This is a genomic window from Bacillus cereus group sp. MS39 (assembly GCF_040448665.1).
Taxonomy (GTDB): domain Bacteria; phylum Bacillota; class Bacilli; order Bacillales; family Bacillaceae_G; genus Bacillus_A; species Bacillus_A wiedmannii.
On the sequence record NZ_CP123058.1, the window covers coordinates 4,730,869 to 4,755,647 of the forward strand.

Below are 24,779 nucleotides of genomic sequence, written 5' to 3' on the forward strand. Positions count from 1 at the left end.
ATCTCATTCAATTTACTTTATAATCATCACCGGGCATTTTACACGCTTTGCTATTTTATGACTGACACTACCAAGCACCATCTCTTGCAGTGTATTTAATCCTCTACTTCCAGCGATAACAAGATCTATATCCCCTGTATTCACATATTGAACGAGCGTATCTCCAGGATCGCCATGTAATATCGTAATTTTGTAGGAAATGTTCTCTTTCTTTAATAAACTTTCAATCTCTTTTAATTTATCTTTTCGACTAGCCGATATTGTTTCTAAATCTGTTTGACCTTGTATAATATCTGATTTTGCCGTTCTATTATCTACTACGTACACAACTTCAACATTTGTTTCTTCGCTACATTTCGCAATATATGTTGCATGTTCCGCTGCTCGAAGTGCATGTTCAGAACCGTCACATGCTAATATAATTTGTTTGTACATATGCTGAATCCCCTTTTCGTTATCCTACCCGTATTATATAATAAAGCCCCCTAAAAAGGAGGCTTCTAACTAGCAATTCTTTTATTATAAATAGCTAAGTTTGAAATAATCTTCGAGCTTCGTTCATTTAATCCCGTTATACTTACTTTCACGCCACTTTGTTCATACTTCATGATAACTTTATCAATTGCTGCTACCGCTGAATCATCCCATACGTGTGCGTGAGTAAAATTCAACTCAATTTCTTTTATATCTTCCTCAAATGCAAAATTATTTATAAAGTCTGCTGTAGATGCAAAGAAAAGTTGACCATGAATTTCGTATATTTTCTTATTTTCAATATATAAATGTTTCACGTGAATCTTTGCCATATTGAATGCAAATAAAACCGCACTAATTACTGTTCCGATAATTACACCTAATGCTAAATTATGTGTAATTAGGACAATCACAACTGTTACGATCATAACAAATGCGTTTCCTTTCGGTACTTTATGAATCGTTGTTACAGAGTTCCAATCAAATGTTCCAATTGAAACCATGATCATAACTGCAACTAAAGCTGCCATCGGAATATGAACAACATAATCACCTAAAACGAATAGTAATACGATTAAAAACCCGCCTGCTACAAATGTCGATAAACGACCTCGTCCACCTGATTTAATATTAATAACAGATTGTCCAATCATTGCACATCCTGCCATTCCTCCGAAGAAACCAGCGACAATGTTTGCAATACCTTGTCCACGTGCTTCTTTATGTTTATTACTTTCCGTATGCGTCATATCATCTAAAACTGAAGCTGTTAATAATGACTCTAGTAAACCGATAATTGCAAGCATAACTGCGTACGGTAAAATAATCCCTAATGTCTCAAGTGTAAACGGTACAGTAGGAATGCTAAAGAACGGTAATTCTTTCGGTAAACTTCCCATATCCCCGACTGTTTTTAACTGTAATCCGCTCATAAGTGCAATACTTGTCACAATAATAATGGAAATAAGTGTAGACGGTACAGCCGTCGTAATACGTGGAAATACATATATAATTACAAGTCCTAATGCGACAAATGCATACATTTGCCAAGCTGCATTTTTAAAATGTGGCAATTGCGCTGTAAAAACTAAAATTCCAAGTGAATTTAAAAAACCACTCATAACAGATTTAGGAATAAACTTCATAAATGAGCTCAGTTTGAACACGCCAAAAATAATTTGGACAATACCGGTTAATATCGTTGTAGCAAATAAATACTGCAAACCATGATCTTTAACAAGCGTCACCATTAATAATGCCATTGCACCTGTTGCAGCTGAAATCATCCCAGTTCTTCCGCCAACAAATGAAATGGTAACTGCAATACAAAAGGCTGCGTATAACCCAACGGTCGGATCCACGCCTGCAATAACTGAGAAAGCAATCGCTTCAGGAATTAACGCTAAAGCAACGACAATTCCTGATAGCACATCCCCTTTCACGTTGGAGAACCAGTCATTTTTTATCGTTTGAAACAAAATACCACTCCTCTACTCTTTTATCCCGTATTAACGGGCAGTAAGACCCCCACCTCAAAATTCAGCGGAAGCAAAGAAGTTGGGTGGGGATCAACTGCCCATAAAAGCCCGATTGGTTCAACTAATAATCAGTGGGGGATGAACCCCCCCCACTGATTAAAGTTTCACTTTATCATTTGATTTTCTCCATAAGAAAATCTAAGCCGACTGCACGAAGGATATTATATAACGAGTAGAGATATTTTTGCTATGTAAAAGTTTCCTAAAGAAAAGACGCTACCTTCATAGCGTCTTCTCTCATTTTATTAATGTCCACCGTGACCTTGACCACTTTCTTGCACAATCTCTAACCTCTCATCCAATATACCTTGTGTTTCAAATGAAATATCACTCGTACTTCCTAATAAGAAGCCGTGGTTATACGGTCCAAGCGTTGGATCATCTTTAAACTTCGGTTGAATACTAGCAAGGAAGTCATACACTGGTTGTGAAGCTTTACCTTCTTCTAATAATACAACAGGTGCGTGTTTACCCATATGAGAAAAAGGTGCCCCAGCAACTGCTAAATCTGGTGTTTTGCTTGAAACAAATGATAAACCGTGACCTGGTTTTGTGAACCCCCAGCCAAATTTCGTCTTTTCATCTTTAAACCTCGCAAATGCAACCGAATTTTCTGTTGGGGTCTCACCACTAATACGCGTTACTTTCCCGTATTTACTTAACTCTTTTTCTACTGCTTTTGAAACAATTTTTTCTGGTCCTAATACATATATATTCGCTTTATCTTTTCTCATCTTTAATGCCTCTATTGTCGCTTCTGGCACTTTATTTTTTTCAGTATATAAAAGCGGTTCTGGCATGTGAGAAATCCAATTTACAGCTGGTGTTGTATATAAACGTCCTTCTTCTTCAGACGAACCGATAATAACACTATTCGGGTAGCTTCCTGTTATATCGGCATATTCTTTATCCACTTCTTTAGCAAATGTAGCTGGATCCGTTTCTTTTATTTGCTTTACTTTATATTCTTTTAATTGCTCAAGGGTAGATTCACCTATATCCCCCATCACCATAATTTGTGTTCCATCTTTCGTTCCGAGCGGATTTAATCGTTTTATTTCTTTTAACGTCACTTCGGGTACCTTTTCTTTTTCTATAAATAAAATCGGCCCGTTATTCGGATGGTGAATAAGATCCGCACTCGCAATACCTAATTGCCACTCGTTTACTGGTACTAAAATAATAGCGCCTGGCTGATTCTCTTTATGCGTTGCTGGCCATATCGTTTGCGAAGTTAATACTGCCATTTGCAGAGGATCGTTTGTGTTTAATCTCGTTACATTTTTTAAGCTTGTCGTTAATAAATCATTCGATGCACCTTCGTTCATTTCTTTAGGCGCAGTTACCTCCTGATTCATTTTCATTTCCTTTTGCTCTGTTTTCTTCTCTTTTGTAGATTCATGATTTTTATGATCTGTATTCGTTTGTCCACACGCCGCAAGACCAACCGCCGCAATTATTGTTATCCCAAAAATTCGGGTCATCTGTTTCACTATACCGCCTCCATTTGAATCGTTTTCGAGCCAATATGATTACCTAAAATGGAATTTCAACTTTACAATAACAAGCAATTCTGAAGAAATTATGCAGATGCATGATAATCTGCACCATTTCTTCATGATTTTGACTTACAATTTAAGTAATAACTACAAATGCGGAGGTACTCTATGGTCGATATACTACTCGTAGATGATGAGCCGAGAATGCTTGAATTATTAACGCTTTATCTTACTCCAATCGGATACAATTGCGTATGTGCAGTATCTGGGGAAGAAGCTATTTCACATATAGAAAATCGAAACTTCAAATTTGTTTTACTCGATATTATGATGCCAAAGATGGATGGGTGGGAAACGTGCAAAAGAATTCGATCCTTTAGTAACGTTCCTATCATTATGGTAACGGCCCGTGATCAAACGGTAGATGTCATCCAAGGGTTAAAACTTGGAGCGGATGATTATGTAACCAAACCTTTCCATGAAGAAGAGCTTTTCGCAAGAATTGAAGCTGTTTTAAGGCGAACGAATCAACACGCGCAAATCCAATATCACGGCATTTTATGGGATGAGGCAAAGCATTTCGTTTCTGTCTATAATGAAGAACTTCTTCTCACTCCAATCGAATTTTCCTTACTCGGGTTATTTTTACGTCATGTGAACTACGTGTTAAGCCGCGATCAGCTCATTGAACGAATTTGGGGATTAAATACAAATACAGAAGATAGAACAGTCGATTCACATATTCGTAATTTGCGTGATAAATTACGAAAATTAAATTTCCCTATTGATCACCATTTGAAAACTGTTTACGGAGTCGGCTATCGATGGGTTGATACTGTAGATTAAGGAGCAAAACGATGAAGCGAATATCTATTCAACTCGGATTTTATTTTTTAATTGTTACACTTTTAATCGAAAGTGTTCTATTTGTCTTGCTTTATTATAGCCTTGTCAACAATAGAGTAAACGAAGAAATGACAGCTTTATTAAAGCGCGGAAATAGTCACCGAGATGTCCTTGAAAAGTATTTTGATAAGCAAACAATCTCCCATGTTGCACTAATGGAATCCGAAGCCGAAACCACTGTCGTTATTACAAATGCAAATAAAGAAGTACTGGCTAAATCCAACGAAATAAATACTACTATAAAAAAGCATATTGAAAAAATGCAAACACGGACAGATCATGACGGAGCAATTATAGAGAATCATTGGAAAACATCTAATTATATATGTACAGTTAGCCCCATTGTAGTGGCTGAAAAAACGGAAGGCTACGTATATATGTTTCTCGGAACAGAATCAATTGAGGAAATGGTTAACGGGCTAACAAGACAATTCATTATTGCCGGAGTCATTACGTTTCTATTAACAGTCATCACTATCTTTCTATTATCACGGTTGTTAACAAAACCATTGTTACACATGAAACATGCCACTGAAAAAATGAGTAAAGGCGATTTATCTGTTTCATTAACGACTACTCGAAATGATGAAATTGGTGAACTAACCTCATCCATTCAAACGCTCGCTAATGATTTACATTATATGAAAACAGAGCGAAGTGAATTTCTAGCAAGTGTTGCTCACGAATTACGAACACCGTTAACATACGTAAGAGGTTACGCTGACATTGCTTTAAAAGAAACCACATCTCCTGAGCAACGTTTGCGATATTTATCTATTATAAAAGATGAGTCTGATTATATTACGAACTTAGTTCAAGATTTATTTTCACTTGCACAAATGGAACAACATAACTTTTCTATTCAAGTAAAGGAAGTACACTTACACACCTTCCTTACTCGCATAGCCGAAAAAGTAAATACCATATATAAAGAAAGATACATTAAAGTCTCTTTCTCTTGTCCTCCTTCACTGCTAGTAAACTTAGATGAACAGCGATTTGAACAAGTTATAATAAACATTTTAAATAACGCTTATAGACATTCAAAAGAACATTCTCATATAAACATTTCTGTTACAGAAGAACATAAAAGTATCTCCATTACAATTGAAGATGAAGGCGAAGGTATTCCGCCTGAAGACCTCCCTCACATTTTCGACCGTTTTTATCGAGTTGATAAAGCAAGATCACGAGCTACAGGCGGAACTGGTTTAGGGCTATCTATCGTGAAAGAAATTGTAGAACTACACGGCGGGAATATTACTGTAACGAGCGAAGTCGATCATGGGTCTTGCTTTATCATTTCATTGCCATCTATATAGAAATACAACTATCATCAATTAACAAGTTCAGTTTTGATTTACAAAATCACATCATAATTAGCATATGAAAACGCCCAGAGTTCAAAAACTCTAGGCGTCTTTTATTTTCTTATTGAATTAAATTCTCCTTTAACTTAAATAAAATTAAAGACAAAACTTAAATAAATTTCTAAACATATTCATTTCACACTCTTTATTCTAAAAAGAATCTTTAATTCTACTTAAAGTAACACACTTTATATTTGTAATGGTTTATAAGCCAATGCTTTATCTATAATTTCTCTGGCAGTTAATTCTTCATCACTCCAGAAAATATAATCACTTATTTTAGGGTCAATAACAGACGATTTAACCATGTCCAACCAAATTGCCAGCTCCCATTCTTCTCCTTCTGTATCCATAAGTTTTTGAACCAAGGTAACTAACTCTTCTCTATTTAACTCTCCTAACTTTATATTTTTATGATTAATAGCTCTTTTTACAATGTATTCTGCACCGTAGTCAGCAAAAAATAATTCTTTTGCACGTGGATAAGGAACACTCTTTTCAAATACAGTCAGTTTATGTTCAAAATCTTCTCCAAAATCTTGTAACTCTTGAATTTCTAAAACTAATTTTAATAGTTTCTTTTCATCCAATTCCTCACTCCCTTTATTCAAGACAACCACCTCAGTAATCTAAGTACATTTCTTCATAATTTCCATATTCATTTCAACATAAAATTACAATTTCCCTTTTGAATTATCGAAATTAATATGTTATCCCTTATGTTAATTGATATGTTAAAGACAGATAAATATTGATATAACTAGGAATAAGAATAGACCAAATCAGATGTGATTTGGTCTATTCATTGGTAGGTTATTCACTTTACCTCATAATATAAATTTACAAATTGCCCAAAACGTTTCGTATCCGTTAAAGTTAAATTAATTTCCGGGTTCTTGTCTTGAAACAACGGAACTCCAGAACCTAATATATGCGGTGTAATCGTAACGATATATTCATCAATTAGATTATTCTTAAAGAATTCTCTCAGTAGCTCTCCTCCACCGACCATCCATATTTTAGATCCTTCTTGTGCTTTTAACCTTTTTGTAAACTCCACTACATCTTCATTTACAAACTCCACGTTTCCGTCTGAACCTTTTTCTGAACGAGAAAAAACATAACATGCTTTATCTAAGTACGGGAATGTTTCCGTATGCTCTACTACATAATCGTATGTTTTCTTTCCCATAATTATTGTATCAATCGTTTCGTACATTTCTGTATAACCGTTATCTCCCTCTCCTTCCGTTTCCATTAACCACTCTAAATCATCATTTTCTTTCGCAATATATCCATCTAAGCTCGCCGCAATAAATAAAACTATTTCACGTGACATATTTTTTCCTCCTTATATCTCATCTTGATAACATATGATGTAAACAATATACTAACAATAAAACATGACACTTTATGTCATGTTAAAAAGAAAAAGGTGATACATTTGTCAAAAGCTAAACGCTTATTAGATATTCTTATATTTGCTTCTGCCAAAAAGACATTTACAGCTCAAGAAATAGCTGATGAATTTAATATCTCCGTTCGTACTGTCCATAGATACATTTTAGATTTAAGTGATATGGGATTACCCATTTACGCAGAACAAGGTCGTAACGGAGGCTATAAAGTATTAACGAATAGAATCATTCCACCTATCTTATTTACGGAAGAAGAAGCAGTCTCCATCTTTTTTGCTTTTCAATCTTTAAGTTACTATCGAGACTTACCTTTTAACACAGAGATCAATTCCGTTACACATAAACTGTATAGCTCCCTACAACATGATGCGAAAGCGAAAGTTGATAAAATACATTCTTATATCGCCTTTTGGAATCCGAAGAGAACAATTGATACACCACTTTTAAACGAAGTGTTAACCGCGGCTATTGAAAATAAAAATTTACACTTTCAATACGAATCTAAATCGGGGATAAAAACAAAACATGTTCATCCTATCGGTGTATATGCTCATGACGGGCTATGGTACTTACCATCCTACGACTTTAGTAGAAAAAAAATATTACTGTATCGCGTCGATCGTATTCTCTCCATATTATCGATGGAAGAAAATGAAAGTACGTTCATGAATTTAGAAGAATGGTTTGACTCTAGCTCTAACATCATAAACATTCCTACCCAGTTACATGTCTTATTAACGACAGAAGGTGTGCGCCAATGTAAAAGCGTGCCTTACCTTGAAGAATTCGTTGTAGTAAATGAAGACGGGACAGGATATATACATTCAACAATTGATAAAGGTGAAATTAACTTTATTACTCCTTTATTTTATAGACTTGGAAAAGATGCAAGAGTTTTAGAACCGAAAGAATTGATAGCTGGTTTACGTATACGTGCGAAAGAAGTTTTACATATGTATGGAGACGAAAAAAGCTGCTAAACATAAGCAGCTTTTTGGTTCAGTTTTTCCTATTGTTTTTACTATTGACGAATATCAAACCACCAACGATGTTTCGCATTCATATTTTCAGTGTCACCAGTCCCTCTGTATTTGAAAGCATCCAAAAAGATTGAATCTAGTTTATCCTCATCTACAAAATAACCTAAATTAACCTTCACCGTTTGTCCTGGTCGGATACTGCCAATATTGTAAAAGCTTTTCCCGTCTCCGTGAGGTTCTAAATAATCAACTTCGCCCGTCATAATATTTTTCTCAGCAATTCCATCTTCTTTAGCGTAGTTCCATGCATTACCTTCAGATTTAAGCAGTTTTATAGATGGATGCATATAAATTTCTTCTGTCGCCTGCTTATCTATATTTTTCACTGTTGTTGTTAGATAAACAAATTTAGGATGAACTAATTTTGACTCTACTAATTGATCAATTGAATCTTTACCATTTCCAATTTTATATTTATCCCTTCTATATGGTATCAATTGACCAGCTTGATCCAAAGCCTGATTCCTGCTTAGTATTCCTAAGCCCATTTCATTAAAGTTCTCTTGTTTAAAATCTTTAATTGAATCAAAAACTTCAACTTTTTCTATCACATATTCAATTTGGCTGTTATCCATAGATATCGTTACTGAAACCTTTTGCCCTATATGAAATAGTCGTTTGCTATCTTTTTTCAAAGGAATTACCTTAGTTGTTTTACCTTCTTGGCTAAAATACTTTTTATCATAATCGCTTATATATGATGACTTTTCTTTTGACGTGGGCTCAAGTGAAATGCTCCCTAGCACATCTATCATTTGTTCTTCGTTTATATCGTTTCCAATATAACTTTGTAACATAATTCCCTCTTCCTCAAAATAGAGAAAAATCACTCTATTAAACATTAAATCTTTATTACCAGTTTCTCTATGGACAATTACTGCCTTCTTACCATTTATCTCTTTTTCTTCATAACTTTTCGAGTACAGAGTTGGAAAATCTGAATTCCCTCCTACTCTCCAAAGAGCAAATGAAAATCCCCCCATTGCATAGTTATCTTTAAAGGAATATTTCATAGCACTGTCATCAATTGCTTCCATATTTTCTGGCAATTTACCAATCTTCAACTTATACCACTTGTCACTCTTTTTCGAGTCATTGTTTGTTACTGAAACATTTACTTCGTAATTTTGTTTTTGGACAATCATATTATAGACTTTCACTGCCCCAAAAACGGTTGTCGGCATGCCGATCAATAAGCAAGCAGCAGCGATTAACATACGATGTTTTTTACGCTTTTTCTGCGGTTGTCCATCTTTCAGCTTCATTTCCTCCATCAACAATTTCTTTTTGTGCATATATGTATGTGAAAATTCATGCTGTTCTTCGAGTTTATCAAAATCATCTAAAGCAATTTTTTCTGCAAGTTCATATATTTCTTTGGAGTTCTTTGAATTCGTCATGTTGTATACCTCCTATCATATTTTGAACTCGTTTTCGAGCGCGTTCAAACTGCTTACGGACATTGGCCTCCGTTATCCCCATGACACTTGAAATTTCTTGATACGTTAAGTTATAGAAGACTTTGTACTTAAACACCTGTCTGTTCGATTCATTTAACTCTTTTAGCAATGTATCAATTTGAACCTCAGACATTTTACGTTTTTCCCAATCTTCAATATTTTCATCTACTGCTTCTGTTGATTCTCTTTCATATTCTTCTAAGAATGTTTCATGTCGTTTATTTTTCCGATAACTATCAATCGCCTTGTTTTTCGCGACCCTCAAAATGTAGCGTTTAAGCTCTTCAGTGCTCAAGCTATGGAGCTTTTCCAAGTTCTTATAAAGAGTAATAAACGTCTCTTGAACCGCATCTTCAGCCTGCTGAATATTATTTAAAATAGAATAAGCCACATAATAAATTTTTTGTTCGTACAACTCATATAGCTCTTCCATCTTTTCATAATCGTTGTTTGTAACTTTCATATAATTCCTCCTCTCACTCTATATAACGAATGAGCGCTATACTTTGTGACACTGCAAAATCTTTTTATAGATAAAATTTAATAATAGAATAAATAAAAGCCCAATTTCTCTATTGTAACTGAGAAATTGAGCTTTTTGTTTATTGTAATTTTCCTGACTGCCCCGTTAAAAACAACTCTCTTACGCCTTTTCAGTAAGCAGCATTTGCTCTATCGCTTCTTTTAACAAATTCTTTGTCTCTTCCAAGTTATAATTCTTCTTTTCTCCTAGCTGTACCGTATAAAACTCGGCAAACGAGCGCTCTTTATATCTTGGTATGACATGCATATGGTAATGTGTTAACTCGTTAAAGATTCCACCATTTTGGCAAATTGTAATTCCGTCAGGTTTATATAATGCCTTAATCGATTTTGTAATCAGCTTAGAAGCATCCATAATGGATTTTGCTACAACATCATCTAATTCGTCTACTTCTACAACATGTTGCTTTGGCACAATTAAAGTATGTCCTGGATAGAAAGGTTCATGATCTAAAAAACATGTTACATAGTCATCTTCATATATTTTATATATAATTTCTTCTTCGTTGGCTAATTTACACCCTAAACATTCCATCATATTTCCCCCTTTATTAAAAACATAAAAACGTGAGAGCCGTATTCTCACGTTTTTATGTTTCATTTTATTAGTTCAATTGTTTCCGTAACCTTTATACTATCTTTTACAGATTGAACAATCGTACAATTTTTCACTGCAAGTTGCAGCGCCTTGTCCAACTGCTCTTCTGTAATGTTTTGTGCTTTGATTTTATAGTGCAAATGAACACTTTCAACTGGTTTTGATACAGCTTCACTTCTACCAATTTCAGTCTCAATTGTAAACGTATCGTATGTAATACGTTTCTTTTCTAAAATTGTTCGGAAGACAATTGCACTACATCCTGCGATAGAAGAAATGAGTAATTGTAACGGTGAATACCCGTTTTCTTTTCCAATCGCTAATTGACCATACGATAAATCTGCTTCTATATCATCGTGTTTGATTGTTAGTTTCATTTGTTTTTTCCATCTCCACTTTCATCGGTTTCTTCCGTTTCTTACTCATATAATAATATATATAGCAGAAAATGATAAATGGAATACCACAGTATAACGCCATTCTTTGTTCAGGAATAAACGCTAAACTAATAACAACGATGCTATTTGTAATTAAAGCCAAAATTGGAACAATCGGGTATAGTGGTGTTCTATACTTTAAGTCCTCTAACTTTCCTCCGCCTTTTATATACTGACTTCTAAAGCGAAGTTGCGATAAAGCAATAATGATCCAACTTGAAACAGCCGATAAACCAGCTATCGATAATAAGTACATGTATACTGTATCTTCTGCAAGGAAACTTGTGAATAGAGATAATCCAGCTACCGCAATCGTTACGACTAACGCTGTAATTGGAATACCACGCTTATTTACTTTCTGGAAAGATGTTGGTGCCATTCCTTCATTTGCAAGTGACCATAATATACGAGTTGCCGCATATAAGCCTGAATTCGCTACAGATAGTAACGCTGTAATAATAACGAAGTTCATAATATCAGCTGCGTATGGAATACCGATTTTATCAAATACAACTACAAATGGACTTTCAATTACCCCTGCTTCTTTCCAAGAAATTAATCCTACTAAAATCGTCATTGTTAAAATGAAGAATAACATAATGCGCCATACTGTATTACGGATCGCACGTGGAATTGTTTTTTCTGGATTTTCACTTTCTCCCGCTGCAATCCCGATTAACTCTGTTCCTTGGAACGAGAAGTTAACTGTAATCATTGTAAGTAATACGGCAGCTAGTCCATTCGGGAATAACCCGCCATCGCTTACAAAGTTAGAGAAAAGAGGTGCCGCTTCTTTTCCATCGTATGGTAAAAACCCTAATAATGCACTACCACCAAGAACAACAAACGCAAGAATTGTAACTACTTTAATACTAGAGAACCAAAACTCTAATTCAGCATAACTCTTCGCTGAGATAGCGTTTGAAGCATATAAAATAACGCCGAATACGAGACACCATACCCAAACATCAACATTTGGAAACCATCTTTTCATCATTAAACCGATTGACGTTAACTCTAAACCTACTGTCACTGCCCAGCCAAGCCAATATAGCCAGCCGATCATAAAGCCCGTTCCTGGTCCAATAAACTTCGTCGCATACTTTTGGAAAGATCCTGAAACTGGCATTGCTACCGTTAACTCTCCAAGACAAAGCATTGTTAAATACATAATAAATCCGCCCACTAAATATGAAAGGATGGCTCCCCCTGGTCCAGCCTGATTAATGGTGTAACCTGAACCTAAGAAAAAACCAGTCCCGATTACACCACCTAGTGCGATCATAAATAAATGTCTACTCTTCATCGTACGATGTAATTTCTCATTCGTTGGTTGCTGCATCTAAATCCTCCCCCTACCGATACCCCTATATCTTGTTAAAATTTTCTGATAATAAAAATATACACGAAAGCGGTTACAATTTCTATATAAAATTAAAACTTTTCTGATAAAATAATATAAAAAATCTAATTATTGCAAGATTTAGATTCTATTTAGAGGAAAATAAGGAGAAACAAGGAAAAACCCTTACATATATTGTAAGAGTCAACGAAGTTCTAATCTTCGCGATAAAATTGATAAACTATAATTTACGATAAAGTACATACAAGCTACTACTATAAACGTTGGAATCGTATAATTTACATTCTGTCCGCTAATAATTTGGGCATTATGCATAAGCTCTGGCAGTGATATAACAACTGCTAATGATGTATCTTTCAGCAATGAAATAAACTGACTGACAAGTGGCGGGACCATTCTTCTTAATGCTTGTGGTAAAATAATATGCCACAGCGCTTGAACATACGTTAATCCTGAAGATCTTGCGGCCTCAATCTGTCCTTTTTCAATAGATAATAAACCACTTCGAACAATTTCAGATATCATCGCTGCTTCAAATATTGTTAAAGCAACAATTACGGCCGTTATAATTTCTAATTTCAAGCCTGCTTCTGGAAGTGCAAAATACGTGAAAAATATAATTAAAAGTAGTGGTAAGTTTCGAATCACTTCAACGATAATCCCTAATATTTGTGAGACGACAGGTATTTTCATGTAGCGCAATATCCCTATTACACTACCAATAATAAAACTAAGTACAATCGCAACGAGCGCTACCTCTAACGTTATAAGCAATCCTTTTAATAAAAATAGAATATGATCACCTGTTATGGCTCCCTTAAAATCCATTTACACCGCCTCCTTTGCTAAGCGTTTTTCTAAATAACGCACTAGCATACTGAGCGGAATTGTTAATATTAAATAAAACATCCCGACAAATATATAAACGTCGAACGTAACAAATGTCTTCGTTGAAATTAAATCTCCTTGATACATCAAATCGGTACCAGCGATAATTCCGAGTATGGAAGAGTTTTTTACTAAATTGAGAAATTGATTTCCTAGAGGAGGGATTACGATTTTCATCGCCTGGGGTAAAACAACATAATACATCGCCTGTACATACGTTAACCCTGAAGACCGTGCTGCTTCCATTTGTCCTTTCGCGACTGATAAAATGCCTGCCCGAATGACTTCCGCAATAAAAGCTGCAGTATACACAGTAAGCGTAACTGTTCCTGCTACAAAACCATTTAAAGTAATTCCTATTACAGGTAAAGCGAAATAAAATATAAATGCAATTAATACGAGTGGAATATTTCTTACAAACTCTACAAAAGCCGTTCCCAACCAATTTAAAATACGAATAGGCGCAATGCGCATTACAGCCAAAATTACTCCCAAAATAAAGCTGCCTATTAACGCAATTACACTAGACATAACTGTATACTTAAAGCCCTCTAAATACATATCAATGTTATTCGTCAATATAGAAAAATCAGGCACATATTCTCCCCTCTTTCTTTACAAGAAGAGGATGAGCATCCCTCATCCTCTTACTATTTATCAATGGGAATAAGGCTCCATTAATTAAAATATCACTTTACTTCTCTTGTTTTTGGCCAATCCATTTTTCATACAGTTTGTCGTACTCCCCACTAGCCTTCATATCTTTTAGCAAGCTATTAATCTCTTTCGTTAAATCATCCGCACCTTTTTGCACCGCAATTCCGTACGGCTCATCCGTGAAAATTTTCCCTACAACTTCATAATTCGAATCTTGTTTTGCCATGCCGTAAAGAATTGCATTATCTGTCGTTAATACATCGCCTTTCCCTGCTTTTAACGCTGTAAATGCCTCACTGTAATTTTCAAATTCTAATACAGTCGATTCTGGTGATTTTTGACGAATATTATTTGTAGACGTTGAACCTTTTACCGCTAACACTTTCACACCCTTTTTCACATCATCAATACTTTTAATATCGCTTCCTTTTTTCACAAGTAACGATTGCCCTGCTTTAAAATATACATCTGAGAAATCAACCTCTTTTTTACGTTCTTCCGTAATTGTCATCGTCGCGATAATTGCATCAATATCACCATTTTTCAGTAGTGGAATACGCGTTTTAGACGTTACTTCTTTTAATTCTAATTTCTTTTCATCTCCAAGGATTTTTTTCGCAAGCGCCTTTGCGATATCAACATCAAACCCTTCTACCTGTCCTGTCGAAGGATTTTTCAAGCCAAATAAGTTCGTATCATTCTTCACCCCAACTACTAGTTTCCCGCGCTTTTTAATTTGCTCAACAGCCCCGCCTTGTTTCGTATTCGTTTCTTTCGTCTCATCTTTTTTACTTCCGCATCCAGCAACAACAAGTATGAATAAACATGAAAATACGATTAACGTAAACAACTTTTTCATTTTAAGCATAAAACTCCCCCTTTAATGATTTAACACTCTTCTTAAAAATAGACGAGCTCTTTCTTGTTCAGGACTTGCAAAAAATTGCGTCGGTGTTGTATCTTCAATAATTTGACCATCATCCATAAACAAAATCCGATCTGCCACTTCTCGCGCAAATCCCATTTCATGCGTGACAACGACCATTGTCATTCCTTCTTTAGCTAGTGTTTTCATAACATCAAGTACTTCCCCAATCATCTCCGGATCAAGAGCAGACGTAGGCTCATCAAATAGCATAATTTCCGGCTGCATTGCGAGCCCCCTAGCAATTGCTACCCTTTGCTGTTGTCCTCCGGATAATTGATGGGGGTATACACTAGCCTTCTCCGGAATTCCTACTTTCTCTAAATAAAACATCGCTGTTTTCTCAGCTTCCTCTTTTGAAACTTTATTTACTTTAATCGGTGCTAGTGTAATATTTTGAAGAACCGTTTTATGTGGATATAAATAAAAATGTTGAAAGACCATTCCAATATTTCGGCGTAATTCATTCATATCTGTTTTTGCATTGTGTACTTCCGTATCTTGTACAATTAACGCTCCATCTGTAATTGTCTCTAACTGATTTATACACCGTAGCAACGTACTTTTTCCTGATCCGGACGGCCCAACAACTACTACCACTTCACCTTTTTTCACTTGTACATTAATATCTTTTAAAACTTGAAAGGTACCATAATATTTATTTACATTACGAAACTCTATCAACATACTCCCCCCTTCCCTTAACAAAGCATGTACATTCTTTTTATATTCAAAAATAGGCAAAAAAATAACTTCCAGCCTCATTTTATCCATAAAAAAAGCAAAGGGATTTCCCTTTGCTTCTTCATTTCTATTCTATTAAGATACTTCTTCTTTCTTATCTTTTCCGTATTCATGCTCCCAGAAATCAGCATTTTTAATTCCTAATGGCCCTGGATCGAATACTGGATCTTTTCCTTCTTTTTTCTGCTTTTCATAATCCTTTAATGCGACTAATGCAGGTTTTTGTAATAATAAAATCGCAATGATATTTACCCATGCCATAATTCCTACACCGATGTCACCTAAAGCCCACGCCGTTGCTGCTGTTTTTATACAGCCGTAGAATACAGCTCCTAAAAATACAAACTTTAGTATCATAGACAGCCAAGGACGGTCTTTATCACGATTTAAGTACGCGATATTCGTTTCTGCAATGTAGTAATACGCCATAATTGTTGTAAATGCAAAGAATAGTAACGAGATTGCAACGAAACCGTTTCCAAATCCAGGGAAAACAGATTCTACCGCTGCCTGTGTATATCCCGGTCCTGGCTGAGCACCATTTAATTTATTTACGATAAAGCTTTTTCCGCTTGCATCAAATACGTTATACATGCCTGTAATAATCATCATAAATGCTGTTGCTGAACAAACAAATAATGTATCAATGTAAACGGAAAATGCTTGCACTAAACCTTGTTTAGCTGGATGTGATACTTCCGCAGCAGCTGCTGCATGTGGTCCAGTTCCTTGCCCTGCTTCATTGGAATAAATACCACGTTTTACTCCCCAAGAAATTGCTAAACCGATAATACCACCGAAAGCCGCTTCTAATGCAAAAGCACTCCTTATAATTAGCATAAATGCTTCTGGCAACTTTTCAATATTCATAGCAACAATAACGCAAGCTACTAAAATATAACCAACTGCCATAAACGGTACGACAACTTGTGCAACGTTAACGATTCGCTTTACCCCACCGAAGATGATAATAGCTAATACAACAACTAATAAAGCCCCTGATACGGTAGTGTTAATTCCAAAAGCTGTTTCTAAACTTACAGCAATACTATTTGCTTGCACACCTGGCAGTAAAAGCCCCGTTGCAAGAATTGTCGCTGCAACGAATACTAATGCATACCATTTCACACCTAAACCTTTTTCAATGTAATAAGCAGGTCCACCACGAAACTGCCCTTGATGTTTCGTCTTATATATTTGTGCTAATGTAGATTCTACATAAGCTGATCCTGCTCCTAAAAAGGCCACTGCCCACATCCAAAATACAGCTCCTGGTCCACCGAATGCAACCGCTGTTGCTACCCCAGCTATATTCCCTGTCCCAACGCGCCCTGATAACGAAAGTGCTAACGCTTGGAATGAAGAAACACCAGCCTCTGATTTTTCTCCTTGAAATGTCAGCTTCACCATTTCTCCTACATGCCTTACTTGTAAAAACCTCGTTCGAATGGAAAAATATAACCCTACTCCTAAACATAAATAAACAAGTGCTGGACTCCAAACAATATTATTTATCCAATTTACGATAGCTTCCAATATTCCCCCTCCTTCTTTATAAAGAATATTCTGAATATATATAAAATTATAAGTGTATACCGAATCTATAACAATATTATTTTAATAAAACAAACATATTTTTGTATAAAAAAACAAAGTATATATTGTTTTATATACTTTGTTTTGAACTGAATGTATTATATATTCACAATCGCTTCTTTTTTTATAATTCTTTCATGAAGTTGTTCAGCTAATTCTCTGAAATGATCTGGCATATCTTTCCCTTTAAACTTCTTCTGGAGCGTCCCGTACAAACCTATATCGCGTAAACGTAAAAATAATGGTAATGATTCATACCAACTATCCGCAAGCTTATGTTCATATTCGTACCCTTTTCTTAACACTTGTAACTGTTTACGAGCGAATGTCGTCTTCTCCTCCACTGTCCAAGGTGTAAAAAGAACAGAGTAATAAAGAACCATCGCTAAATCATGTATAAAGTAATTATAAGCCGCATCATCAAAATCAAAGATTGTTAGCTCTTTACCATCATAATGAAAATTACCGGGATGGATATCACCGTGCATAAGGCCGAACGTTTCTCTTTCAATTGGAAGAGCCTTTATTTCATCCATTAATACCGCTGCAATCTTTTTCACTTGATCATCTTCTAATTCATTAACAATCCCACTTTCGTCTTCTTCCCACGTATCACGATAGTCTGTTTTAGGATAGTTCATTGTTAGGCGATGCAGTTGGCCAATCGCTTTTCCCCATGCTTCAAAGTAAGTCTCTCCCCAATAAGGAGATTCTTCTCCTTTTACTTGCTCACCTTTTGCATATCTAAATAAGGAAGCGAAAAAGAAAGTTTCATCCTCTGCTCTAATTTCTTCTACAAGATTTTGAGACGTTGAATAAAGAGGTCCTGCTACCTTTGCCCCATTCTCCGCAACATATCGTAAAAAATCTAGTTCAGCTTCGACTCCCTTTTTAGAACGATGAGAAGAGTGAGTTAAACGTAATACGTAATCTTCACCACGATCACCCTTCGCCTTAAAAATATAATTTTCAAAATCTCCAAGCGGCTTCTCTTCCACTGTTACATAAAATGCCTTTGCTGCTCTTGCTAAAATCTCTTTTGTAAAAACTCGTTCTACAGCTATTTCCATATATATCCCTCCTATATATCTTCTTAATTCGACATAAATGTTAAAAGTACTGCTATGAAATTGAATAGTGCGTGGGCAATCATAGCTGATAAAATAGAATTTGTTTTCTCATATAACCATGCAAATACTACCCCACTCAAAAAGTTCACCGGTAATGTGTTATATGTGGGAATATGGACAACGGTAAATATGATAGAACTTATAAACATACCGCCCCACATGCCATACCTATCACGAAAAAATGTATAAAAAACACCTCGATATAAAATCTCTTCATAGATCGGTGATATAATGGCCGCTCCAATTACCGCGATACAGAATGAATATATTGATTTATCATTTTGGACCGCCTCCGTCTTACTATTTTCAAAAGAAATACCCATTTTCTCCATTATCACTAATACAGCAACACTAGCTACAAGTAAGAAAATAACCGCTCCAACTGTCCATAAAAGATTTTTCCATGAAAGCTTCCGAATTCCAATGTCTTTCCACGACAATTTATATCTTTTTATACAAAAAAGATAAACTACAGTAGTAAATATCACTGCCATTATAAATCCCATTAATACTCCAGCATATAATGCGTTCCCTATTACTTTTAAAGCATAGTCATAAAAAAGAGATTCAACCGTTACTGGAACAATAATAAATACAAACACAAATAAATATAAAATTTCTTTCCATCCCCACATACTTTTCAAAATTATATACACCATCCCTCTACTCCGTGTTTCCTTAAGTATAAAAGATGACGTAACGTAACTTTCAAGCTTATTTTTTTCAAATAATCCAAGCATAATTTTCTCTCAAAACACAAAAAAGGTTGATTCACTAAATCAACCCTTACACTATTAAAAATTTTATTTCTCAATTCTTCATCAATTTATTCTTATATATAACATTTATCTTTATCTCTCTTCACCTTTTGTCTGCATTGAATTGAAAGTCCAATTTAATTTTAATGAATCTCCTTGAAATACATTTTGCTCTTCATTGCTATCTACAAATGTGAACATTACATAGAAAGTATCATCATCACCAGGAGCAAGTCCATTTCCTTCTCGGTCTACAACACCTTTTTGTACAAGATCAGGAATACTTCCGTTTTGCGTAGCTACCTTTAATTCAGATAATGTAGTAGACCAAATTGGAACCTCATTTTTATCCAAATTCCATAAGAAATCGACACGGATATGATCACCAAAATCAGCACTTCCATTATCTCCTTTAGCATCGATTACACTATAATCTGTAAAAAGTTTCACGTCTCCTATCGCTAAAGTTCCTTTGTTAACTAATTGAAAACCGCGTTCCATTTCATCACCTGGTTTAATATTGTCGACATTAATAACAACTTCAGGATTAACACTCAAATCTAAAGTACCCGCTGCAAACGTGTTTTGTGATACTTCCTTATCACTAAAATACGCATATGTCCCCCCGCCAATTAAAGATAAACCAAGCCCTGCAGTTACAACACCCATACCAAGTTTTTTCTTAATACCCATTTCACAAGTCCCCCTATTTTTAAAGTTCAAACTCCAAACCTTATTTCCATCCCACAAACAATACTAATTAACCAACTACCTTGTCCCATATCAAAAGCGAACTAACTTTAAACTAGTTGCTTCATGTACCCAAACAACTATTACTTTTAAAATAACCGGTAATGTTCCTGTAAATCATTACCGGTTATTTTTTAGCCAATCTCATTTCATTTACTATTCATTGTCTGATTGCTTTATTTACCCTAGAAGTTTGCCCACTTATTTTTTAGGTTCTAAACCAATAGAGCGTAAGATTTTATCTAACGTCACTGGCCCTACATTTTCTTTCGGTTTTTGATTTTCTTTAGCATCTGGACCCTTTTTCAAGAAGTTTTTCTCAATAAAACGAATATCCGTTTCATCTACAACACCATCTTGATTTATATCTCCATCTTTTACAGATACTTTTCCTTTTCCATATGACAGAGCTGCTATTCTAGCATCTTGAATATCCACCATTTTATCGCCGTTTACATCACCTGCAAGGTTATCATCCATGTCAGCTCTAAAGTTTTGTCCCACTAATTCTCCATCCTGCATTTTCCCTATTTTTGTTGTTAATTTACTATTTAAATGACCTGGCATTTCTACGAAAATATCATATTCTTTATCGCTTACAGGGACACTACGAATTTCAAATTGTCCGTTATCATCAATCGTTCCTGTATATTTCTTTCCCTCCTTACCAACTGCATACACTTTTGCTCCTAGCTTTGTATAGTCTTTCTTACCTAAATACCCCTCTTCATTTAAGAAAGCTTCCGGACCAATATATCCTGTAACCGTTGAATGTTTCGAGACAATAGCAAAAGATTTATCTTTAAACACAGGAATCTCAGTGCCTTCTGATGCACCAGCTTTTGTATAAGTGAACTTATCTGCTGCAAATGCAGTTAAATCATTAAAATATTCATCACTCGTCATCTCGAATGTAACATCTAAAAATGGTGTATCACCATCTAATCCTTTAAATTCTTTTCCTTCCAATGACGCGCCAACTTTCACTTTGTTTTCCCAAGCTCCTTCTTCACTTACCTTCGGATCTTCTAATTTAAGGTCCAGTCCATGTTGTTTTACATATTCTGCAAGTGCTGGATTTGGTTTCACATCTGTAAATTTAAACAACTGTTTACTATAAGGAATCTCAAATGTACCTGACATAAGTTTTTTCACATTATTAAGATTTAAAGTTAACGTAATTTTTTCTCCTAGTTTAATTTTATCCTTGTCATAGCTTGGGACAGCGTATTCCGTTCCCTCTTTAACAAAGACATAATCTTTAAATCCATTTGCCATATTCCCTGCAGTGGCAAGATCATATCCAAATAACCTTAAATTAAGTGGCTCATTTATTTCCTCTGGAAGTACTCCAAATTTAAAATCACCATTTGCTTGAATTGTATTCAACCAACCTGATGGAAAGGCTGAGTTTTGATAATATACAATTTGATTCGCTTTTTGATCATACTGCAAGCCTTTTGCCTTTAATGCATCTACTGTAGAATCATAAATATTACCATGCACCCATAATGCACGTTGGCCGTCTTCTTCTTTAAACATGGAATCATTGACTTCGTGTATACCAGGTTGTACATCCTTAAATTTCATTTCAGGTATTACATTATCAATGATAATGCTATCGCCTTTTGTATACGATTTTCCTTCTTTATCATATCCAACGAAGTCCAATTCGTAATCTCCATCAGGCAACATAACAGGCTTATCCCCAATTGGGTGAGCTGGATCTCCTGTGAATGGAAATACATACCCTCCCATACCAGAAAACATCATATATTCAACATTCGGTGTTAGACTACTTGCATTAAGTGTACCAACGACTCCTAATGCCTTCCCTGTCTTTCGGTCCTTCACAACTGCATCAATAGTTTCAAGAGGACTATTTAATTTAAATGCCAACGGCGAACTTGGTCTTTCCATAAATGGATGGAATTTAGATGTATCTGTTGCCATTGCATCTCTCAATAAATCTACAGACGCAATCCCTTTTTCTGTGAATTTAACTGCAAATGGTACTTGATATACTTCTTTTTCATTGTTTTTATTTGTAATATGAATATAGCCTTCATATCTACCAAATTCAGCGTTTTCTGGAATGATAATTTCAGGGCTAATTTCCTCTAATGTACCAGGAGCTACTTTAATAGAATCTGATACGTTTAGCTTCACACCATTCTTCGCTGCATCTTGCACACCTACACTTGTAGGTGAAAATTCTACTTCTAATTTAAACTCTTTCCCATCTGTTTTACTGCTGTTCTTAATTAAGACTTTTCGACTATCTTTAATAGGCCCACTTTCAAGTTGATTTTTATACCCAAATGCAATAGAACCTGTTTTTTCTTCAATTTCTACTTCTTCATCATCTACAACGTTTGATGTTTTATCGATAACCTCAATAGATGTATCTGCATGAACTGCACGATATGCATCAATTCTTCCTGATCCCACCTCAAATACAGAACGCTCTTCTTTTAAATCAACTGCGGTATTCATAAGTGCCTCTTTTACTTCAAATGGACTATAATTTGGATGTTCTTGTAAAATCAGTGCCGCAACCCCTGCAGTATGAGGAGTTGCCATAGATGTACCTGACATACGTCCATACGCTAACGGATAATTTTCTCCATCCTTTGGATCATTAATATATTCAGGAACAGTTGAGAAGATAGACACACCTGGTGCTATAATATCTGGCTTAATATCATCTGTTTTAGTTGCAGGACCACGGGAGCTGAAATCAGCTAAGTGATCTCCCTCTGTTTTTATATTACTAAGTTCTCCAAACGCTAACGACACATCTCCTTGTACAGCTTTTGCTTGTAATTTCTCACCATCTACTTTTGTTAAGCGGAACGATGGAATAGATGAAGTACTTTCCCCAAGATAACTTGTAATTTCCCCATCTACATTGTTATATACAATTACTGCCTTTGCGCCTGCATCCTTAGCATTTTTAATTTTTTCATCAAATGTAATCTCACCTCGTTGGATAAGAACTAACTTCCCTTTTACATCTTTCCCTGTAAAATCACCTAATTTCCCAGGCCCCGCATATACAACCGATAAGGATTGTCCTTTCAAATCTTCAATCTTATCAGTAAAGCTTTTTCCAAGTAGCATCATCTTATCTACATGTACATCACCTGCATCGGCGGAAAACGTTGGAATAGTCATTGCAGCATCACTGGCTCCAACTGTAATGGGAAGTGCTGCTGCACTAGGTGATCCAATGGTACCTTCTTCCGGACCACTATTACCAGCTGCTACTACTGTAACAACACCTGCTAACATCGCATTATTCACTGCGACAGAAGTAGGATATAAAGGATCATTAATAGACGCTCCTAGTGATAAATTGATAACATCCATATCGTCTTTCACTGCTTTATCAATCGCAGCAAGAATACCGCTTGTTTGTCCACTTCCATATGGACCTAATACGCGATATGAATATAAGTCTACATCTGGAGCAACACCCTTCACTGCATAATCCACACTATTCTGTTTGTCTGCAGCAATTGTCCCAGCTACATGCGTACCATGGGATGTATAATATGCACTTCCCTCATAAATCTCAGGATATCCCCCAGAATTTTGCCAATCCTTATACGTTGTCTCCATTGGATCAGCATCATTATTAACAAAGTCCCATCCTTTTATTGAGTTCGGATCTATTTTGCTTGGATCCTCACCTTGTTTTGCACGATATCCTTTATATGCATCTTTCAAATCCGGGTGGTTGTAATCAATACCAGTGTCCAGTACACCTACCTTAATTCCTTTACCTGTTATTTTTTCATCATGCAGCTTGTCCACACCAATTTGCGGTACACTATCTGCCATTTTCGGTTCAACAGCAGTCTTAGCTGTTTCTTTCGGCAAATCAATTTTAACCTCATGATCTTCCCATACGCGCTTAACGATACCGGTACGAACTAAGTCCTCAATCATATTCGCTGGTAAAGAAATCGCTACACCATTAAAAGCATTCTTATATTCTCTTGTTATTTTTGCAGATTTTACATTTGTCCCTTTCTCTTTATTCTTTTGAAGCTGTTCAAGCTCTGCTTTAAATCCTTTATGTGATGCCTCTACCTTTTGTTCCGCATTTGAAAGAGCTACTTTTTTCCCTTTAGCCGCTTGTTTTAATACCTCAATTTTGCTAGGTGCTTGCTTAAATTCTATAATGACATTCACATTATTAGGACTTGCTGTATTGATACCTGGCGAAATAACAAAACCTGGTTTAGTATCTAACGTTTTTAAGGCATTACGTTGTTCCTTGGTAAGACCTTTTAAGATAGCATTTGCATCATCAATTCCAGTTAAAGTAGACGTATTTACCTCTTCCGCTAATACGTTATATGGAATTCCTTGAGACAATAACATTCCAACTGTTAACGTTCCAATAAGAATCTTTCCAAATTTCCCTCGTTTCATATTGCATCTCCCCATTATTCATATTATTTTTTGAAACAAATTGATTCTTACATTCCTACTTAGCGTTGGAAAATCTATCAATCTTAATCTTTTGTATCATGAAAGATTTCCAACACTACTACCATCCCCATACCTTATATAGCTAATCACTCACTTTACTCTTTCTATAGGAGCCCCCCATCATTTATTTCCAACAAAAGATTTTCACACAATGAATTATTAATAGGATTAAAATATAATTC

Annotated in this window: 22 protein-coding genes; 3 read left to right on the plus strand and 19 right to left on the minus strand. The window is 35.4% G+C overall.

Annotated features, from left to right (window positions below):
* Positions 1-12: 12 nt before the first annotated feature.
* The 3 genes from QEP67_RS24630 to QEP67_RS24640 form a co-directional block, all read right to left on the minus strand.
* Entirely contained in the window at positions 13-435 is a 423-nt protein-coding gene (locus QEP67_RS24630; protein ID WP_048567094.1) for a universal stress protein, read from the minus strand.
* Positions 436-500: 65 nt separating this feature from the next.
* A complete protein-coding gene (locus QEP67_RS24635) occupies positions 501-1,952 on the minus strand; it encodes a SulP family inorganic anion transporter (protein WP_151035275.1) in 1,452 nt (483 codons plus the stop codon).
* 305 nt (positions 1,953-2,257) lie between these two features.
* Positions 2,258-3,505 carry a hypothetical protein gene (locus QEP67_RS24640; protein ID WP_000812210.1) on the minus strand — a complete coding sequence of 416 codons (1,248 nt, stop codon included), beginning with the start codon at positions 3,503-3,505 and terminating at the stop codon, positions 2,258-2,260.
* A gap of 174 nt (positions 3,506-3,679) precedes the next feature.
* Between QEP67_RS24640 and QEP67_RS24645 the strand changes: the two genes are divergently transcribed.
* Both QEP67_RS24645 and QEP67_RS24650 read left to right on the plus strand, forming a co-directional pair.
* Positions 3,680-4,357: a response regulator transcription factor gene (locus QEP67_RS24645; RefSeq protein WP_000227656.1), complete on the plus strand. Its 678-nt coding sequence runs from the start codon at positions 3,680-3,682 to the stop codon at positions 4,355-4,357.
* 11 nt (positions 4,358-4,368) lie between these two features.
* Positions 4,369-5,739 carry a HAMP domain-containing sensor histidine kinase gene (locus QEP67_RS24650; RefSeq protein WP_000822571.1) on the plus strand — a complete coding sequence of 457 codons (1,371 nt, stop codon included), beginning with the start codon at positions 4,369-4,371 and terminating at the stop codon, positions 5,737-5,739.
* Positions 5,740-5,975: 236 nt separating this feature from the next.
* On the opposite strand, the gene QEP67_RS24655 is transcribed toward QEP67_RS24650, so the two are convergent.
* Together QEP67_RS24655 and QEP67_RS24660 are read right to left on the minus strand one after the other, a co-directional pair.
* Positions 5,976-6,398, minus strand: a complete 423-nt coding sequence (locus tag QEP67_RS24655) for a hypothetical protein (RefSeq protein WP_001032608.1) — start codon at positions 6,396-6,398, stop codon at positions 5,976-5,978.
* A 206-nt stretch (positions 6,399-6,604) separates the two neighbouring features.
* Complete coding sequence (locus QEP67_RS24660; RefSeq protein WP_048567099.1) at positions 6,605-7,126, minus strand: dihydrofolate reductase family protein; 522 nt, start codon at positions 7,124-7,126, stop codon at positions 6,605-6,607.
* A 48-nt stretch (positions 7,127-7,174) separates the two neighbouring features.
* On the opposite strand from QEP67_RS24660, the gene QEP67_RS24665 reads away from it, so the two are divergent.
* Positions 7,175-8,185, plus strand: coding sequence for a YafY family protein (locus QEP67_RS24665; protein WP_141669025.1), 1,011 nt, complete (start codon positions 7,175-7,177; stop codon positions 8,183-8,185).
* A gap of 41 nt (positions 8,186-8,226) precedes the next feature.
* Here QEP67_RS24665 and QEP67_RS24670 read toward each other — a convergent pair whose 3' ends face one another.
* The 14 genes from QEP67_RS24670 to QEP67_RS24735 all read right to left on the minus strand — a co-directional run bounded on the left by QEP67_RS24670 (position 8,227) and on the right by QEP67_RS24735 (position 24,537).
* Complete coding sequence (locus QEP67_RS24670; RefSeq protein WP_064472326.1) at positions 8,227-9,645, minus strand: hypothetical protein; 1,419 nt, start codon at positions 9,643-9,645, stop codon at positions 8,227-8,229.
* Positions 9,611-10,168: an RNA polymerase sigma factor gene (locus tag QEP67_RS24675; protein ID WP_000869278.1), complete on the minus strand. Its 558-nt coding sequence runs from the start codon at positions 10,166-10,168 to the stop codon at positions 9,611-9,613. The genes QEP67_RS24670 and QEP67_RS24675 overlap by 35 nt, the downstream gene beginning before the upstream one ends.
* 180 nt (positions 10,169-10,348) lie before the next feature.
* A complete protein-coding gene (locus QEP67_RS24680) occupies positions 10,349-10,783 on the minus strand; it encodes an HIT family protein (RefSeq protein ID WP_000388966.1) in 435 nt (144 codons plus the stop codon).
* A gap of 62 nt (positions 10,784-10,845) precedes the next feature.
* Positions 10,846-11,223 carry an OsmC family protein gene (locus tag QEP67_RS24685; RefSeq protein ID WP_000778833.1) on the minus strand — a complete coding sequence of 126 codons (378 nt, stop codon included), beginning with the start codon at positions 11,221-11,223 and terminating at the stop codon, positions 10,846-10,848.
* Positions 11,198-12,625: an amino acid permease gene (locus QEP67_RS24690; protein ID WP_001187117.1), complete on the minus strand. Its 1,428-nt coding sequence runs from the start codon at positions 12,623-12,625 to the stop codon at positions 11,198-11,200. Before QEP67_RS24690 ends, QEP67_RS24685 begins: the two co-directional genes overlap by 26 nt.
* A 204-nt stretch (positions 12,626-12,829) precedes the next feature.
* Entirely contained in the window at positions 12,830-13,474 is a 645-nt protein-coding gene (locus QEP67_RS24695) for an amino acid ABC transporter permease (RefSeq protein WP_000345969.1), read from the minus strand.
* Positions 13,475-14,131, minus strand: a complete 657-nt coding sequence (locus QEP67_RS24700) for an amino acid ABC transporter permease (protein WP_001112679.1) — start codon at positions 14,129-14,131, stop codon at positions 13,475-13,477.
* 97 nt (positions 14,132-14,228) lie between these two features.
* Positions 14,229-15,059, minus strand: coding sequence for a glutamine ABC transporter substrate-binding protein GlnH (glnH, locus tag QEP67_RS24705; protein WP_341057445.1), 831 nt, complete (start codon positions 15,057-15,059; stop codon positions 14,229-14,231).
* Between the two features lie 12 nt (positions 15,060-15,071).
* Complete coding sequence (locus tag QEP67_RS24710) at positions 15,072-15,890, minus strand: amino acid ABC transporter ATP-binding protein (protein ID WP_074651408.1); 819 nt, start codon at positions 15,888-15,890, stop codon at positions 15,072-15,074.
* Positions 15,891-15,935: 45 nt separating this feature from the next.
* Entirely contained in the window at positions 15,936-17,396 is a 1,461-nt protein-coding gene (locus tag QEP67_RS24715; RefSeq protein ID WP_000387483.1) for an alanine/glycine:cation symporter family protein, read from the minus strand.
* A 158-nt stretch (positions 17,397-17,554) separates the two neighbouring features.
* Positions 17,555-18,526: a phosphotransferase gene (locus tag QEP67_RS24720; protein ID WP_000401625.1), complete on the minus strand. Its 972-nt coding sequence runs from the start codon at positions 18,524-18,526 to the stop codon at positions 17,555-17,557.
* 23 nt (positions 18,527-18,549) lie between these two features.
* On the minus strand, positions 18,550-19,236 hold the full coding sequence (locus QEP67_RS24725; RefSeq protein ID WP_033658909.1) for a type II CAAX endopeptidase family protein: 687 nt from the start codon (positions 19,234-19,236) through the stop codon (positions 18,550-18,552).
* 201 nt (positions 19,237-19,437) lie between these two features.
* Positions 19,438-20,037: a TasA family protein gene (locus tag QEP67_RS24730; protein ID WP_000511544.1), complete on the minus strand. Its 600-nt coding sequence runs from the start codon at positions 20,035-20,037 to the stop codon at positions 19,438-19,440.
* A gap of 258 nt (positions 20,038-20,295) precedes the next feature.
* The gene (locus tag QEP67_RS24735) at positions 20,296-24,537 is read right to left on the minus strand and encodes a S8 family serine peptidase (RefSeq protein WP_353706457.1); all 4,242 of its coding nucleotides are present in this window, start codon (positions 24,535-24,537) and stop codon (positions 20,296-20,298) included.
* Positions 24,538-24,779: the final 242 nt, after the last annotated feature.

Bases quoted from the DNA above. Each gene is read 5' to 3' on its own strand.
- QEP67_RS24710 (WP_074651408.1), bottom strand. From the start codon at position 15,890: ATGGATAAAATGAGGCTGGAAGTTATTTTTTTGCCTATTTTTGAATAT.
- QEP67_RS24675 (WP_000869278.1), bottom strand. From the start codon at position 10,168: ATGAAAGTTACAAACAACGATTATGAAAAGATGGAAGAGCTATATGAG.
- QEP67_RS24685 (WP_000778833.1), bottom strand. From the start codon at position 11,223: ATGAAACTAACAATCAAACACGATGATATAGAAGCAGATTTATCGTAT.
- QEP67_RS24645 (WP_000227656.1), top strand. From the start codon at position 3,680: ATGGTCGATATACTACTCGTAGATGATGAGCCGAGAATGCTTGAATTA.
- QEP67_RS24730 (WP_000511544.1), bottom strand. From the start codon at position 20,037: ATGGGTATTAAGAAAAAACTTGGTATGGGTGTTGTAACTGCAGGGCTT.
- QEP67_RS24735 (WP_353706457.1), bottom strand. From the start codon at position 24,537: ATGAAACGAGGGAAATTTGGAAAGATTCTTATTGGAACGTTAACAGTT.
- QEP67_RS24660 (WP_048567099.1), bottom strand. From the start codon at position 7,126: ATGTCACGTGAAATAGTTTTATTTATTGCGGCGAGCTTAGATGGATAT.
- QEP67_RS24650 (WP_000822571.1), top strand. From the start codon at position 4,369: ATGAAGCGAATATCTATTCAACTCGGATTTTATTTTTTAATTGTTACA.
- glnH (WP_341057445.1), bottom strand. From the start codon at position 15,059: ATGCTTAAAATGAAAAAGTTGTTTACGTTAATCGTATTTTCATGTTTA.
- QEP67_RS24670 (WP_064472326.1), bottom strand. From the start codon at position 9,645: ATGACGAATTCAAAGAACTCCAAAGAAATATATGAACTTGCAGAAAAA.
- QEP67_RS24695 (WP_000345969.1), bottom strand. From the start codon at position 13,474: ATGGATTTTAAGGGAGCCATAACAGGTGATCATATTCTATTTTTATTA.
- QEP67_RS24690 (WP_001187117.1), bottom strand. From the start codon at position 12,625: ATGCAGCAACCAACGAATGAGAAATTACATCGTACGATGAAGAGTAGA.
- QEP67_RS24680 (WP_000388966.1), bottom strand. From the start codon at position 10,783: ATGGAATGTTTAGGGTGTAAATTAGCCAACGAAGAAGAAATTATATAT.
- QEP67_RS24630 (WP_048567094.1), bottom strand. From the start codon at position 435: ATGTACAAACAAATTATATTAGCATGTGACGGTTCTGAACATGCACTT.
- QEP67_RS24720 (WP_000401625.1), bottom strand. From the start codon at position 18,526: ATGGAAATAGCTGTAGAACGAGTTTTTACAAAAGAGATTTTAGCAAGA.